The organism is Pseudomonas lalkuanensis, from assembly GCF_008807375.1.
Taxonomy (GTDB): Bacteria; Pseudomonadota; Gammaproteobacteria; order Pseudomonadales; family Pseudomonadaceae; genus Metapseudomonas; species Metapseudomonas lalkuanensis.
Genome location: NZ_CP043311.1, coordinates 1,265,249 through 1,278,518 on the forward strand (window position 1 = coordinate 1,265,249; position 13,270 = coordinate 1,278,518).

The following is a 13,270-nucleotide window of genomic DNA, read 5'->3' on the forward strand; positions in this document are numbered from 1 at the left end:
TCGGCGGCATCTGTAGGTTGGATAGCGCAACGAAACCCAACGCAGCAGCGTGTGTGACCGGCCACATTGGGCTTCGCTGCACTCGGACCCGCCTACGGGGCGGCTGCGCCGCCGCGGATCAGGCGTAGTTCCCGGGGCTGAGCTTGCGCTCGACCAGTTCGATCAGGATATGCAGCACCTTGATGTGCAGTTCCTGCACGCGGTCGGCGAAGTCGCCGCCGGGTGCGCAGATGCACACGTCGGCCAGGGCTTCGAGGGCGGAGCCGGGCTTGCCGGTCAGGGCCACCACCTTCACGCCCAGCGCACGGGCGGCTTCGGCGGCCTTGATGACGTTGGGGCTCTTGCCGCTGGTGCTGATGGCGATCAGCACGTCGCCTGCGCGGCCGTGGGATTCCACGTAGCGGGAGAAGATGTAGTCGTAGCCGAAGTCGTTGGCGACGCAGCTGATGTGACTGGCATCGCTGATGGACACGGCGGCGATGCCGGGGCGGTTCTTGCGGTAGCGGCCGGTCAGCTCCTCGGCGAAGTGCATCGCATCGCACATGGAGCCGCCGTTACCGCAGGAAAACGCCTTGCCCTTGTTCTCGAAGCTCTCGACCAGCAGCCCGGCCGCACGCTCGATGTTCTTCAGCGTCTGCTCGTTGGCAATGAAGTTGTCCAGGGCACGCCTGGCTTCCTCCAGGCTGTTGCGAATATGGCTGAGCATGCGGGGTTCCTTCCTGATCAGGGCAGGTCGTGGCTGGAGTAGAAGGCGGCCAGTACCTTCACCAGATGGGCCAGGTCATGGCTGCCCGCCAGCTCGCGGATGGAGTGCATGGCGAAGGTGGGCAGGCCGATATCCACGGTACGCACGCCAAGCTGGCTGGCGGTGATCGGACCGATGGTGGAGCCGCAACCCATGTCGCTGCGGGTCACGAAGCTCTGTACCGGCACTTCGTTCTCCAGGCACAGGTGGCGGAAGAAACCAGCGGTTTCGCTGTTGGTGGCGTAACGCTGGTTGCTGTTGACCTTGATCACCGGGCCGGCGTTGAGCTTCGGGCCGTGGTTGCCGTCGTGCTTGTCGGCGTAGTTCGGGTGCACGCCGTGGGCGTTGTCGGCGGAAACCAGCAGGGAGCGCTGGATCACCCGGGCGAAGGCGTCGCCCTCCGGCAGTACGCGGCGCAGCACCTGCTCCAGCATAGGACCGTCGGCGCCGCAGGCGGAGCAGGAGCCCACTTCTTCGTGGTCGGTGCAGACCAGCACGCAGCTCTCGTCGGCCTCGGCAGCCAGCAGGGCCTGCAGGCCGGCGTAGCAGGACAGCAGGTTGTCCAGGCGCGCACCGGCGATGAAGTCACCGTCCAGGCCGATGACCGCAGCGTTCTGGGTGTCGTAGAAGGACAGCTCGTAATCCAGCACCGCATCGGCGACCACGCCATGCTCCAGGGTCAGCTGCTCGGCCAGCAGATCGCGGAATTCGCGGGCTTCGCCGGCTGCCAGTTGCGCCAGTATCGGCGGCAGCTCGGTCTGGGCGTTGATGGCCCAGCCCTGGTTGGCTTCACGGTTGAGGTGGATGGCCAGGTTGGGGATCACGGCGATGGGGGCCTGGAAGTCCACCAGCTGGCTTTCCACCATGCCGGCGGCGCGGTAGGTGACACGGCCGGCGAGCGAGAGGTCGCGGTCGAACCAGGGAGCCAGCAGGGCGCCGCCATAAACTTCGACGCCCAGTTGCCAGAAGCCCTGCTTATGCAGCTCGGGGTTCGGCTTGACCCGCAGGCAGGGGCTGTCGGTGTGGGCGCCAACCAGGCGCAGGCCGCCTTCCAGCACCGGGCGTTTGCCCAGCTTGATGGCGATGATGGAGGAGTCGTTGCGGGTGACGTAATAACGGCCACCATTTTCGATACGCCAGGCTTCGCGTTCGTCGAGGCGCACATAACCGGCGGCCTCCAGGCGTTTGGCCAGGCTGCGGGTGGCGTGGAAGGGGGTGGGCGAGGCCTTGAGGAAATCGATCAGGCCCTGGTTCAACTCTTCGCGCATTGGGGGACTCCGGACAGCAGTGCCGGGAGTTTATCCCATAGCCCCCGAGGAATAGGAGGGCGACCAGCGGTGAATTTTCCTAACAGGCCGATAGTGAGGGGCGTAGCTCCTGTCGTGGGAGCGATTTCAATCGCGAATGAATTCGCTCCCACAATTCCGCAAGACCTAATGGCGCCGCGCAACCACCGAGAACAGGTGCCAGTGCTTGTTGCGGCCCTTGGCGGTGATGCCGTCTTCTTCCTTCTCCTCCAGCATCAGTACGTCCCAGCCCGACAGCAGTTCTTCCAATTGGCGGCGGCGCAGGATGGTGATGCCGTTGTCGGCCCAGTCGTCCCGTTCGCCGAACAGGTGACCGGCGAACAGTCCGCCAACCGGCAGGGCGCCGCAGATAGCCTGCCACAGGGCGGGAAAGGCCACGGGCGGGCAGAGGGGCAGGGCGAAGCTGGAGTTGACCAGGTTGGCCGTCGGCAACGGCATGCTCTCGAAGCGACAGCAGCGGCTTTGAAGTCTCTGGCGCTTTTCGTCGTCCAGCTGGGCATCGAGGCGGGCCAGTGCCTCGGGTTCTGCATCCACCGCCAGCACCTTCCAGCCGCGCCTGAGCAGTTCGAGGGTGTCGCGACCGGCGCCACAGCCAAGATCGAGGGCGTGGCCGGGCGGCCCGTTCCAGCTTTCCAGGGCGGTGAGCAGGGTGAAGCGGGCGGGCTGACCCTCGGTGGCGTTGTAGAACTCGGTGAGGCTCATCTCTCCCTCGAATCGAGGTCTTTTTCTTGAGCCTAGGTCAGAACGGCGCCGGGCACTCGAATCTCAGGCGTTCACCCGTCTGGGGATGGGTCAGGCTGAGCAGGCTGGCGTGCAGGCAGAGACGATCATGGGCGGCCAGTGCTTCAGGATTGGCGTAGAGGCGGTCGCCGAGCAGCGGGTGTCCGATGGACAGCATGTGTACGCGCAGTTGGTGCGAGCGTCCGGTGATGGGGGTCAGCTCGACCCGGCTGTAGTGGCCGCAGCGTTCGATCACGCGCCAGAAGGTCAGCGCATGGCGGCCGTGCTCGAAGTCCACCACATGCCGCGGCTTGGTCGGCGGGTCGTAGCGCAGCGGCAGTTCGATGCGGCCGCTGTCCATCTCCGGCTCGCCCCAGCAGAGTGCCGTGTAGGCTTTCTCGGTCTCGCGATCGTGGAACTGGCGGGACATCTCGCGGTGGCTGTCGGCGTCGCGGGCCAGCACGATCAGGCCGGAGGTCTCCCAGTCCAGGCGATGCACGATGCGTGCCTCGGGGTAGCCGTTTTCCTGCAGGCGGGTGATCAGGCAATCCTTGTTGTCGTCGGCGCGGCCGGGCACCGAAAGCAGCAGCGTGGGCTTGTTGACCACCAGCAGGGCATCGTCCCGGTGGATGAATTCGATCTGGGAAAGCGGCATGGGAGTTCCGGAAATGAAGACGGCGGCCGAAGCCGCCGTCGTGGGTCCAGTCGGACCCGGGTCTATTGCTCGATCAACGATCGGGCAGGGTGATGTTCAGCTCGAGAATGGAGCAACTGCCCTGATTCTCCAGCAGGACCTGAACCTGCTCTTCGTCGATGTCGACATATTTGCGGATCACGTCCACCAGATCTTTCTGCAGGGCCGGCAGGTAGTCCGGCTGGCTGCGCTGGCCACGTTCGTGGGCAACGATGATCTGAAGGCGTTCTTTAGCGATCGAAGCGCTACTCTGCTTCTTCCGCTCGCGAAAGAAGTCGAAAATGTTCATTCACGGCCTCCAAACAGGCGTTGTAAGAGTCCCTTCTTCTGCACATCGAGGAAGCGATGGGGCAGTTCCTTGCCAAGCAGGCGGTCAACGGCATCGCTGTACGCCTGGCCGGCGTCGCTCTGGTCGTCGAGGATGACCGGGATACCCTGGTTGGAGGCCTTGAGGACCGCCTGGGACTCCGGAATCACGCCCAGCAGGTTGATGGCGAGGATTTCCTCGACGTCTTCGACGCCGAGCATTTCGCCCTTGGTGACGCGCTCGGGGTTGTAACGGGTCAGGAGCAGGCGCTCCTTGATCGGGTCTTCACCCTTCTCGGCGCGACGGGACTTGCTGGCCAGCAGGCCGAGCATGCGGTCGGAGTCGCGAACGGAGGAGACTTCCGGGTTGGTCACGACAATCGCCTCATCGGCGTAGTACATGGCCAGGTGGGCGCCTTTCTCGATACCGGCCGGAGAGTCGCAGACCACGTATTCGAAGTTCTGGGACAGCTCCTCGATGACCTTGCCCACGCCTTCGAGGGTCAGCGCGTCCTTGTCACGGGTCTGGCTGGCGGCCAGCACGTAGAGGTTCTCAAGGCGCTTGTCCTTGATCAGGGCCTGGGTGAGGGTCGCTTCGCCATTGATGACGTTGACGAAGTCGTACACCACGCGGCGTTCACAACCCATGATCAGGTCTAGGTTACGCAGGCCGACGTCGAAGTCGACGATGACAGTCTTGTGACCGCGCAGTGCGAGACCGGTACCGATTGCGGCGCTGGTGGTGGTTTTACCCACTCCACCCTTGCCGGACGTGACAACGAGGATCTTGGCCAAGGTGATTCACCCCAAATGAATAAGTAAAACCGGGAAGTTATCGGTTCGCCCGAACCGTCCTTCTTCCCTTTCAGTTCCCTGAAATTTCGCGGCAGTATCCGTTAAAGGCGGGTGATGTTCAACACGTCTCCCGACAGGCTGACCTGCACTTGCTGACCCCACAGCGGATCGCGGCGCAAGTCGTCGGCAACCTTGTACTGACCGGCTACGGAGACCAGTTCGGCGGCCAGTTGGCGACAGAAAATCCGCGCCTTGGTATCGCCCTTGATACCGGCCAGCGCGCGGCCGCGCATCGGGCCGTACACATGGATATTGCCGTCGGCGAGAAGTTCCGCACCGGGGCTGACCGCGGCGAGGACCACCAGGTCGCCGCCGGGCGCATAAACCTGCTGGCCACCGCGCACGGGGGTGGTGATGACCTTGGTCGGTTGCACTTCGGGCTTGGGGGGCTCGGCGGGTTTTTCGAGCTTCTTCTTCGCCTCGGGTTCTACCGGGTCGATGGGGCGTTCGCGGGCGCCGGATGGCGGGAGCACCGGAATGTCCAGGGCATCGGCGGCGGCAATGTGCTCTTCGCGTTGCGCGCGGATGGCCAGGGTGCGCAGGCCGTGGCGGCGGCAGATTTCCAGCAAGGCTGGGAGGTCCAGCGGCGGCTCGCCTTCAGGCAGCTTGTCCAGCGCCATCACCAGCGGGGTGTTCTGGAAGAAGTTGGGGGCCTGGGCGACTTTTTCGTCCAGTTGCCGATCGAGGCGTTCGAGGTCGTTGTGGGCCAGTTCCATCACGGTGATGGCGAGCATGCTGCCCTTGAGCTGGAACACGGGTTCTTGGTCGAGAAGGTCGGCTTGGCTCATGGTCTGCCTGCAGTCGTGAATGGCGAGGACTTATAGCGAGATCGCCCGGCGCTAGCAAGCCGGAAGGGGGAGGCGCATTTGGAGTAGAATGCGCGATTTTCTCGCTCAAGCGGATTCAGAGATGGATAGACCTCAATTTCGCCCACAGTTCCTTCACCCGCGCTATTGGGCGCTGTGGCTGGGGCTGGGGCTGCTCTGGCTGATCACCCTGCTGCCGTATCGGGTGCAACTGGGCCTGGGGCGTGCGCTGGGGGCGCTGATGCTGCGGGTGGCCGGTTCGCGGCGCAAGATCGCCCGGCGCAATCTGGAACTTTGCTTTCCGGAACTCTCCAGCCGCGAGCGCGAGCGCCTGCTGCGGGAGAATTTCGCCTCCACCGGTATCGCCTTCTTCGAAATGGCCATGAGCTGGTGGTGGCCCAAGGCGCGCCTGGCACAACTCTCCCATATAGAAGGCCTGGAGCACCTGCAGCGAGCCCAGGCCGAAGGCCAGGGGGTGATCCTCATGGCCCTTCATTTCACCACGCTGGAAATTGGCGCCGCGTTGCTCGGACAGGTGCACACCATCGACGGCATGTACCGCGAGCACAAGAACGCAGTATTCGATTTCATCCAGCGTCGCGGCCGCGAGCGGCACAACCTGGATGCCACCGCCATCGAGCGTGAGGATGTGCGCGCCATGCTCAAGGTGCTGCGCGCCGGTCGCGCCATCTGGTACGCGCCGGACCAGGACTACGGCCGCAAGCAGAGCATCTTCGTACCGCTGTTCGGCATCGAGGCCGCCACCGTCACGGCGACCACCAAGTTCGCCCGCCTGGGCCGCGCCATCGTCCTGCCCTTCACCCAGCGTCGCCTGGAGGACGGTTCCGGCTACCGGCTGGTGATCCATCCGCCACTGTCCGACTTCCCCGGTGACACCGAGGAATCCGACTGCCTGCGCGTCAACCGATGGGTGGAAGAGGCGGTGCGCGAATGCCCCGAGCAGTACCTCTGGGCCCACCGTCGCTTCAAGACCCGGCCCGAAGGCGCGCCGAAGCTCTACTGAAACCTATAATCGGGAAATCCCGTCCGGAGAGCAGTCCATGGATGCCAGCGCCGCCCCCCAGAAGCCCGTGACAGGGCTGATCCTTTCTGGTGGCGGTTCGCGGGCGGCCTATCAGGTCGGGGTGCTGGGCGCCATCGCGGATCTGCTGCCGGACGCCGCCTGCAACCCTTTTCCGGTGATCGTCGGCACCTCCGCCGGCGCGGTGAATGCCGTTGGCCTGGCCTGCGGCGCACTGCATTTCAGCCAGGCAGTCCGTCGTCTCAACAGCGTCTGGCAAGGCTTTCATTGCGGAGAGGTTTACCGCAGCGACTGGCCCGGCGTGATCCGCCAGAGTTCGCGATTCTTCGGCCACAGCCTGCTGGGACTGGGCCGGGATATCCCGGTGGCGTTGCTGGACAACGCTCCCCTGCGTGAGCTGCTGACCCGCGAGCTGGACTTCACCGGTATCTCCGCCGCCGTCCGCACCCGCCAGCTGCGCGCCGTGGCGGTGACCGCCTTCGGCTACGAGACCGGCCAGGCGGTGACCTTCTACCAGGGCCGCGCCACCATCGACCCCTGGTACCGCCACCGCCGAGTCGGCGTGCCGACCCGCCTGAGTGTCGAGCACCTGATGGCCAGCGCGGCGATTCCCCTGCTGTTCCCCGCGGTACGCATGGGGCGTGAATATTTCGGCGACGGAGCGGTACGCCAGACGGCACCCATCAGTCCGGCATTGCACCTGGGCGCCAACCGGGTGCTGGTGGTGGGCGTGAGTGGCAACCCGCTGGGCATGAACCCCAGCCAGGAAATGGCGCTGCCCCAGGGCGGTCGTCCGCCGACCCTGGCGCAGATCAGCGGGCACCTGCTGAACAGCACCTTCATCGACAACCTGGAAAGCGACATCGAACTGCTGGAGCGGATCAATCGGATGAGCCGGGCCATCCCGCCCGAATCGCGGCCACGCCATCTGAGTTCGGAGCAGGTGGAGGTGCTGGTGATTTCGCCGAGCCGGCCGCTGGATGAGATCGCCGCCCGCCACCGCCGCGAGATGCCCCGCGCCATCCGCACCTTCCTGCGCGGTCCGGGGGCGACCCGGGCGAGCGGGGCGGGGGTGCTCAGCTATCTGCTGTTCGAGCCGGGATACTGCAACGAACTGATCGAGCTGGGTTACCAGGACGCCATGGCCAAGCGCGCCGAGTTGCAGCGCTTCCTCGGCCTGGAGATGGCGCCGGCCCATCCCCACATCGTTCCTGCCCTTTAGCCATAGGATGGACCTCGCTCTTTACGTCCACCAGCGCAGCCCGGCGTGGCCCACCCCGCGTAACGACCAGTCTTCAGTCCGGCCGGGGTGTCACGCGCCGAAGCGTCCATCCCGGTAGTCCCGCAGCGCCTGCTCGATCTCTTCGCGGGTATTCATCACGAAGGGGCCGTACTGGACGATGGGTTCACCCAGCGGGCGACCAGCCAGCAGCAGGACCTTGGCGCCGTCATCGCTGGCCAGCTCCACGGCGCCCTGTTCTGACAGGCGTACCAGCCGTCCCTTGCCGATGGCGTGGCCGTTCAGGTGCACGCTGCCTTCGTAGACGTAGAGCATCACCCGCAGGCCATCGGCCAGTTGCGGCGCTACCCGGCCACCAGCCGGCAGGTCGAGGTCGAAAATGTGCGGCTCGCTGTGCGGGCGCTGCACGGCGCCATCGCGGGCGACCTGGCCATCGTCGAAGCGGCCGGCGATCACCAGCGCCTCGACGCCTCCGGCAGTGCGCACCCGAGGAATTTCCGCCGGGTCGAAGTCGCGGTAGCCAGGGTCGCCCATCTTGTCCTTGCCCGGCAGGTTCAGCCAGATCTGGAACCCGCGCATCACGCCTTCTTCCTGCTCCGGCATTTCGCTGTGGATGATCCCGCGCGCCGCGGTCATCCATTGCACGCCGCCGTTCTGCAGCAGGCCGCTGTTGCCCAGGTGATCCTCGTGGCGCATGCGCCCTTCGATCATGTAGGTGATGGTTTCGAAGCCGCGATGCGGGTGCGGCGGAAAGCCGGCGACGTAGTCGTCGGGGTTGGCCGAGCCGAACTCGTCGAGCATCAGGAAGGGGTCGAAGCGCGGCACGCCCTGCTCGGCGAAGACGCGGGTCAGATTGACGCCGGCACCGTCGGATGCGGGCTGGCCGGGGCGTTGTTCGAGAATCTGGCGGTAGCTCATCTGAACCTCCTCAAGGTTGGAATGAGCGGGATGCTACGCCGATGAATTGAATTGATGGTGCGTTATTTTGCGTGTTTTAAATCGATAAAGTGGATGATTAAGACGCTTGTGGGAGCGAATTCATTCGCGAATGAATTCGCTCCCACAAGGGAGAAGACCGGTCCCCAGCGACCTACTCGGCGATCTGCAACTTGCGCGACTGGGTGTAGACGTAGCGCAGCTTCTCGTACTCGAACGGGGTGTTGAGCTGGCCGTAGCGGAAATTGGTGGTGTAGCGCTTGTCCACCATGCGCAGTGCGGTGATTTCCGGGTGGTTGCTGGCGACTTCCGGCACGTTGAGGAAGTTGATCTGGTAGTCGGCGACGTAGTCCACCACCAGCCCACCGGTATCCCGCAGGTTGGAAGGACCGAGGATCGGCAGCATCAGGTAGGGGCCGTCGGTGACGCCGTAGTAGCCGAGGGTCTGGCCGAAGTCTTCGGTCTGCTTGGGGAGCCCCATGCGCGTGGCCGGGTCCCAGAGGCCGACGACGCCGATGGTGGTGTTCAGCAGCAGGCGGCCGGTGATTTCCATGGAGCGCTTGCCCTTGAGCTGCAGCGCGCTGTTCAGCAGGTTGGGAACGTCGCCCAGGTTGCTGAAGAAATTGCTGACGCCGCTGCGCACGAAGCCCGGCGTGACATAGCGGTAGCCGCGCACCACGGGCAGGAACACCCATTCGTCGAAGCGGTAGTTGAAGTGGTAGACCCGCCGGTTCCAGGACTCGTAGGGGTCGTAGACGCTCAACGCATCCAGGGTGGAGCGCTCGAACTCGCGCTGGTCCAGGCCGGGGTTGAACTTCAGGTCCTTCAGCGGCTGGGTGAAGCCATCCTGGTCGGGCTCCTGGGCCACGGCCAGGCCACTGGCCAGCAACAGGGCGATGAAGAGTGCTTTCTTAGCCACGGAAGAACTCCAGCATGGCGTCGCCGTTGACGCGGTAGTTGAGGTTGCCGCAGTGCCCGCCGTGGGGATAGACGGTCAGGCGGTCGCCCATGGCGCGGCGCAGGAAGCCGAGGTCGCCGGGGCCGAGGATGAGGTCGTCGGCGTTGTGCATCACCGCGATCTTGCTGCTGCCCTTGAGGTAGTCCTCCAGGGCATAGAGGCTGACCTGGTTGATCAGCTGGGTCAGGCTGCCGCCGTCGTAGCGGGCGCGCCAGTAGGGAATCAGCTGCTCGGTGATGTAGCAGTCGAAGTCGCATTGCAGGGCGCGCTTGTAGAAGGGCGTCAGGCTGGTGCCTTCGTTGATGGGGTACTTCACCGGGGTGATCAGGCCGCGATGGTTGATCAGGTCCGAGGTAAAGGCGATGTCCGAGGAAGAGAAGCGGAAGGACGTGCCGATCAGCATCGCCATCTGTTCGTTGGAGAGCCGCTGCCTGGACTCCTGGAAGTCGAAGAGCAGGGCGTCGTTGAGGTCGATGTAGCCCTTCTGCTGGAAGTAACGGGTCAGCTTGCCGAGCACCACCTGGTAGAAGGTGGTGGTGTCGTCGACGCCCTTCACCCGGGTCTGCACCAGGCGGTCGAGGTTGGTCACCGAGGTGTAGAGGTTCACCGGCGGATTGAGCAGCAGCACGCGTTTGAAGTTGAAGCTGCGGCGGGTTTCGTCCAGATGACTGACGAAGGCGGCTTCCAGGGCGCCCAGGCTGTAGCCGGTGAGGTAGAAGTCGGTGACCTCCAGGCCCGGATGCTGGGCGCGCACGGCCTGCATCACGCGGTAGAGATCATCGGCATCCTCGGCCGAGAGGCCGGGCGTCGCATGGCGCGAGGCGCTGGCCATGAAGTCGTAGCTGGTAGGGGAGGAGAGCTGCACTACGTGGTAGCCGGCGCCGTAGAACAGCTTCTTGAGATTCTCCGCATGGGTACTGGCGTAGTGGCCACCGGTGCCGGCAATGATGAACACCAGGGGCGCCGGGCCTTTCTGTTGCGCGAGGCGGTAGCGCAACTTCTTCACCGACCAGAAGTTGTCGGGCAGGACGCTCTCACGTTCCGGGCGCAGCTTCAGGGCGTAGTCGGCCTGGTCGATGTCGTCGTCCGCCGGCACCGTGCTGCGCAGATCCGGCGGCGTGGTGGCGATGGTCGCCTCGAAGGGATTGGTGATCGGAAAGCCGTAGCTGGCGGCATCCAGGTCTGCGGCCAGCAGTTGGGCGCAGAAGGTCAGGCTGCCCAGCAGGGCGGCGAGGCTTAGACGGAGCATAGGAGAGGTCCCTGTATCAGTTTCTGCGGAGGCCTTGGCCCGAAGTCATGGGCGGGCTCCAGCCACTCCACCGGTCCTGCCCATCAGGGCTGCCGGGCCGCGTTCCTTATAAGAGAACGTCATGAGTGAATACCGAGGCTATGACAACTGCAAGTACCGCAAGTGCGGTCCGTACGTCAGGCCAGGTTGTTGCGGATCGTTGTAAGGTCCTTGCATCGCTCGGACGGGGGGGTATCCTTGGCGCCGCCTACCCATTCGGAGAGAACCATGTCCAGCCGTTCGTCCCTCATCCTGCTGCTGATCCTGCTGCCGCTCTGGCTGGCCGCCAGCTACGGGGTCCGCTTCGCCCTGATGGAGGACGGCCAGTGGGTCGGCCTGTGCGTCGACGAAGCGCAACGCTGGGAGTGCCAGGTTCGCGCCGGCCTGGGCCTGCTGATCCACTTCCGCATCATTGCCTGGATCGGTCTGGCTGCCTCCGTGGCGGCCTTCCTCATCCCCGGCCGCGCTGGCTGGGGCCTGGCCCTTCTGGCCCTGTTGTTCGCGTTGCCGGCCCTGGTGCTCTACACCGCCAGCCTTGCCGTGTTCGCCTGTGTCATCGCCGGCCTGCGCCTGGTGCGCCGCCAGTCGGAGCCGGTACCGGTCAGCGCCTGATCCAGTTGGCAGGCAACAAAAAAGGACGCTTCGAGCGTCCTTTTTTGTTTCCGGTAAAGGAGGGATGTCGTACCTGTGGGGGCGCTTTCACTCGCGAATGAATTCGCTCCCACAGGGGCCGGGCACGTCGCGGATCAACCGCGAACCCGCAGGCTGCGCCACAGGGCGGCCAGGAGCAGGGTGCTGACGGCCGCCCAACCGATGGCCTGGGCGTTGCCGAGGGTTTCCTCGTACAGCTGCGGCACGATGCCGGCGCCGATCAGCACTGCCATCAGGGCGATCTCGCGGCGCGGCGCGGCGACCGGTCGGAACAGGTAGACCAGTGCCGGCAGCAGCAGGGCGGCGCTGGGGAAACTGCGGTAGCGGGCGTCGAACACCAGGGCCAGCATCAGCACCGCGCCGGCGAAGCCGGAGGCGCACAGCCACCAGCCGCCACGGGTTTCCAGCCAGTCGAACAGACGGCTGCGCACGCCGCCACGGGCGGAAAGTGCCAGGGCGCCGTGGGCCAGGACCATCAGGTTGAGGCCGACCAGGAAGGCGGCCCAGGCCCACTCGCCGACGAAGCGGCTGGTGACCCGCGCCAACTCGCCCCAGAGGCCGATGCAGCCGGCGCCCACGGCGGCCAGAATCGGCAGCACCAGGGCGGCTCGAGTCGAGGCGGGGCGACCGGCGAGCACCAGGGTGGCCAGGAAGATCAGGCCGGAAACACCCAGCCACATGGGCCAGTAGGGCAGGTTGGTGACCGGGCCGGCCAGCACGCCTTTCTCCTGGCGATCGGCATCGAACAGGCCCCAGTAGCCGCCTACGGCGCCTTCGCTGGCGCGTTTCCAGGGCTGGTCGAAGGCTTCGATCAGGTTGTAGCCCCAGCCGTTTTCCTCGGCCATGGCGACGAAGCCACGGATGAACTTCGCCTCGTTGACCCGGCTCGGTACGGCGGTTTCGCGCTGGCGGCCTTCGCTGGGCCAGCCGGTTTCGCCGATGAAAATGTCCTTGGGCGCGAACTTGTTGCCGAACACCTGGCGGATCTCGGCGACATGGCGCAGGGCCTGGTCGATACCGGCAGGGTCGTCTTCCCAGTAGGGCAACAGGTGGATGGTGAGGAAGTCCACCGCCGGTGCCACTTCCGGATGGCGCAGCCAGAATTCCCAGACGTCCGCGTAGGTGACCGGCTGCTTCACTTGCGCCTTGACCTGCCCGATCAGGCTGGCCAGTTGCGCGCCGGTGACTTCCTTGCGCAGCAGGGTCTCGTTACCCACGATCACCGACTGCACCACGTCCGGGTTGGCGTTGGCGGCCTTGATCAGGGCGTCGATCTCCTTCTGGGTATCCACCGGATTGCCGTTCACCCAGGCACCCAGCATCAGCTTCAGGCCGTGCTTGCGGGCCAGCTCCGGAATGGCTTCCAGACCGGTCATGGAATAGGTGCGAACGCAGTGGAAGCGGGTCGCCAGCAGGGCGAGGTCGGCGTCCATGCGTTCGGGGCGCAGCACGAAGGGCTGGTCGAACGGCGACTGGTCCTTGTCGAATGGGCTGTAGGACGCGCACTGCAGCTTGTGGGTGGGGGTTGCGGCGTCCGGCAGGATCACCGGCTTGCCGAGGCCGTACCAGAGGCCGCCGAGGGCGACCACTGCGACCAGGAAGGACAGCAGATAGGGGAGTACAGGGAAACGGGCGTTCTGACTCATGTTCGGGCGTGCTTGCGTGAGGGCAAAGCCGCGCATCTTAGCGGATTAGCCCTCATCGCTCCTACGGTCCGCCGTG

General features: G+C 65.1%; 14 protein-coding genes. 3 read left to right on the plus strand and 11 right to left on the minus strand.

Annotated features, from left to right (window positions below; all coding sequences use genetic code 11):
• Positions 1–118: 118 nt before the first annotated feature.
• The 7 genes from lpcA to minC all read right to left on the minus strand — a co-directional run bounded on the left by lpcA (position 119) and on the right by minC (position 5,415).
• A complete protein-coding gene (gene lpcA, locus FXN65_RS06045) occupies positions 119–706 on the minus strand; it encodes a D-sedoheptulose 7-phosphate isomerase (protein ID WP_151132181.1) in 588 nt (195 codons plus the stop codon).
• A gap of 17 nt (positions 707–723) precedes the next feature.
• Positions 724–2,013 carry a M18 family aminopeptidase gene (locus FXN65_RS06050; protein WP_151132182.1) on the minus strand — a complete coding sequence of 430 codons (1,290 nt, stop codon included), beginning with the start codon at positions 2,011–2,013 and terminating at the stop codon, positions 724–726.
• A gap of 165 nt (positions 2,014–2,178) precedes the next feature.
• Positions 2,179–2,754, minus strand: a complete 576-nt coding sequence (locus tag FXN65_RS06055; RefSeq protein WP_151132183.1) for a class I SAM-dependent methyltransferase — start codon at positions 2,752–2,754, stop codon at positions 2,179–2,181.
• Between the two features lie 37 nt (positions 2,755–2,791).
• Positions 2,792–3,427 carry an RluA family pseudouridine synthase gene (locus FXN65_RS06060; protein ID WP_151132184.1) on the minus strand — a complete coding sequence of 212 codons (636 nt, stop codon included), beginning with the start codon at positions 3,425–3,427 and terminating at the stop codon, positions 2,792–2,794.
• A gap of 73 nt (positions 3,428–3,500) precedes the next feature.
• Complete coding sequence (minE, locus tag FXN65_RS06065) at positions 3,501–3,755, minus strand: cell division topological specificity factor MinE (protein WP_151132185.1); 255 nt, start codon at positions 3,753–3,755, stop codon at positions 3,501–3,503.
• Positions 3,752–4,567: a septum site-determining protein MinD gene (gene minD / locus FXN65_RS06070; RefSeq protein WP_151132186.1), complete on the minus strand. Its 816-nt coding sequence runs from the start codon at positions 4,565–4,567 to the stop codon at positions 3,752–3,754. The genes minE and minD overlap by 4 nt, the downstream gene beginning before the upstream one ends.
• Before the next feature lie 101 nt (positions 4,568–4,668).
• Positions 4,669–5,415: a septum site-determining protein MinC gene (minC, locus tag FXN65_RS06075; RefSeq protein WP_151132187.1), complete on the minus strand. Its 747-nt coding sequence runs from the start codon at positions 5,413–5,415 to the stop codon at positions 4,669–4,671.
• 121 nt (positions 5,416–5,536) lie between these two features.
• On the opposite strand from minC, the gene FXN65_RS06080 reads away from it, so the two are divergent.
• Both FXN65_RS06080 and FXN65_RS06085 read left to right on the plus strand, forming a co-directional pair.
• Positions 5,537–6,457, plus strand: a complete 921-nt coding sequence (locus FXN65_RS06080; protein WP_151132188.1) for a lipid A biosynthesis lauroyl acyltransferase — start codon at positions 5,537–5,539, stop codon at positions 6,455–6,457.
• Between the two features lie 37 nt (positions 6,458–6,494).
• On the plus strand, positions 6,495–7,697 hold the full coding sequence (locus FXN65_RS06085; RefSeq protein ID WP_151132189.1) for a patatin-like phospholipase family protein: 1,203 nt from the start codon (positions 6,495–6,497) through the stop codon (positions 7,695–7,697).
• A 90-nt stretch (positions 7,698–7,787) separates the two neighbouring features.
• Here the strand turns inward: FXN65_RS06085 and FXN65_RS06090 are convergent, their stop codons facing one another.
• The 3 genes from FXN65_RS06090 to FXN65_RS06100 form a co-directional block, all read right to left on the minus strand.
• Positions 7,788–8,633, minus strand: a complete 846-nt coding sequence (locus tag FXN65_RS06090) for a pirin family protein (protein WP_151132190.1) — start codon at positions 8,631–8,633, stop codon at positions 7,788–7,790.
• A gap of 172 nt (positions 8,634–8,805) precedes the next feature.
• On the minus strand, positions 8,806–9,570 hold the full coding sequence (locus FXN65_RS06095; RefSeq protein WP_151132191.1) for an MlaA family lipoprotein: 765 nt from the start codon (positions 9,568–9,570) through the stop codon (positions 8,806–8,808).
• The gene (locus FXN65_RS06100; RefSeq protein ID WP_151132192.1) at positions 9,563–10,858 is read right to left on the minus strand and encodes an alpha/beta fold hydrolase family protein; all 1,296 of its coding nucleotides are present in this window, start codon (positions 10,856–10,858) and stop codon (positions 9,563–9,565) included. Before FXN65_RS06100 ends, FXN65_RS06095 begins: the two co-directional genes overlap by 8 nt.
• A gap of 267 nt (positions 10,859–11,125) precedes the next feature.
• Between FXN65_RS06100 and FXN65_RS06105 the strand changes: the two genes are divergently transcribed.
• On the plus strand, positions 11,126–11,509 hold the full coding sequence (locus FXN65_RS06105; RefSeq protein WP_151132193.1) for a hypothetical protein: 384 nt from the start codon (positions 11,126–11,128) through the stop codon (positions 11,507–11,509).
• A gap of 134 nt (positions 11,510–11,643) precedes the next feature.
• Here FXN65_RS06105 and FXN65_RS06110 read toward each other — a convergent pair whose 3' ends face one another.
• A complete protein-coding gene (locus FXN65_RS06110) occupies positions 11,644–13,194 on the minus strand; it encodes a glycoside hydrolase family 17 protein (protein ID WP_151132194.1) in 1,551 nt (516 codons plus the stop codon).
• Between the last annotated feature and the right edge of the window lie 76 nt (positions 13,195–13,270).

What these genes read in the sequence shown, in the direction of transcription:
- lpcA (WP_151132181.1), bottom strand. Translation starts at nt 706, where the DNA reads ATGCTCAGCCATATTCGCAACAGCCTGGAGGAAGCCAGGCGTGCCCTG.
- FXN65_RS06050 (WP_151132182.1), bottom strand. Translation starts at nt 2,013, where the DNA reads ATGCGCGAAGAGTTGAACCAGGGCCTGATCGATTTCCTCAAGGCCTCG.
- FXN65_RS06055 (WP_151132183.1), bottom strand. Translation starts at nt 2,754, where the DNA reads ATGAGCCTCACCGAGTTCTACAACGCCACCGAGGGTCAGCCCGCCCGC.
- FXN65_RS06060 (WP_151132184.1), bottom strand. Translation starts at nt 3,427, where the DNA reads ATGCCGCTTTCCCAGATCGAATTCATCCACCGGGACGATGCCCTGCTG.
- minE (WP_151132185.1), bottom strand. Translation starts at nt 3,755, where the DNA reads ATGAACATTTTCGACTTCTTTCGCGAGCGGAAGAAGCAGAGTAGCGCT.
- minC (WP_151132187.1), bottom strand. Translation starts at nt 5,415, where the DNA reads ATGAGCCAAGCCGACCTTCTCGACCAAGAACCCGTGTTCCAGCTCAAG.
- FXN65_RS06080 (WP_151132188.1), top strand. Translation starts at nt 5,537, where the DNA reads ATGGATAGACCTCAATTTCGCCCACAGTTCCTTCACCCGCGCTATTGG.
- FXN65_RS06085 (WP_151132189.1), top strand. Translation starts at nt 6,495, where the DNA reads ATGGATGCCAGCGCCGCCCCCCAGAAGCCCGTGACAGGGCTGATCCTT.
- FXN65_RS06090 (WP_151132190.1), bottom strand. Translation starts at nt 8,633, where the DNA reads ATGAGCTACCGCCAGATTCTCGAACAACGCCCCGGCCAGCCCGCATCC.
- FXN65_RS06100 (WP_151132192.1), bottom strand. Translation starts at nt 10,858, where the DNA reads ATGCTCCGTCTAAGCCTCGCCGCCCTGCTGGGCAGCCTGACCTTCTGC.
- FXN65_RS06105 (WP_151132193.1), top strand. Translation starts at nt 11,126, where the DNA reads ATGTCCAGCCGTTCGTCCCTCATCCTGCTGCTGATCCTGCTGCCGCTC.
- FXN65_RS06110 (WP_151132194.1), bottom strand. Translation starts at nt 13,194, where the DNA reads ATGAGTCAGAACGCCCGTTTCCCTGTACTCCCCTATCTGCTGTCCTTC.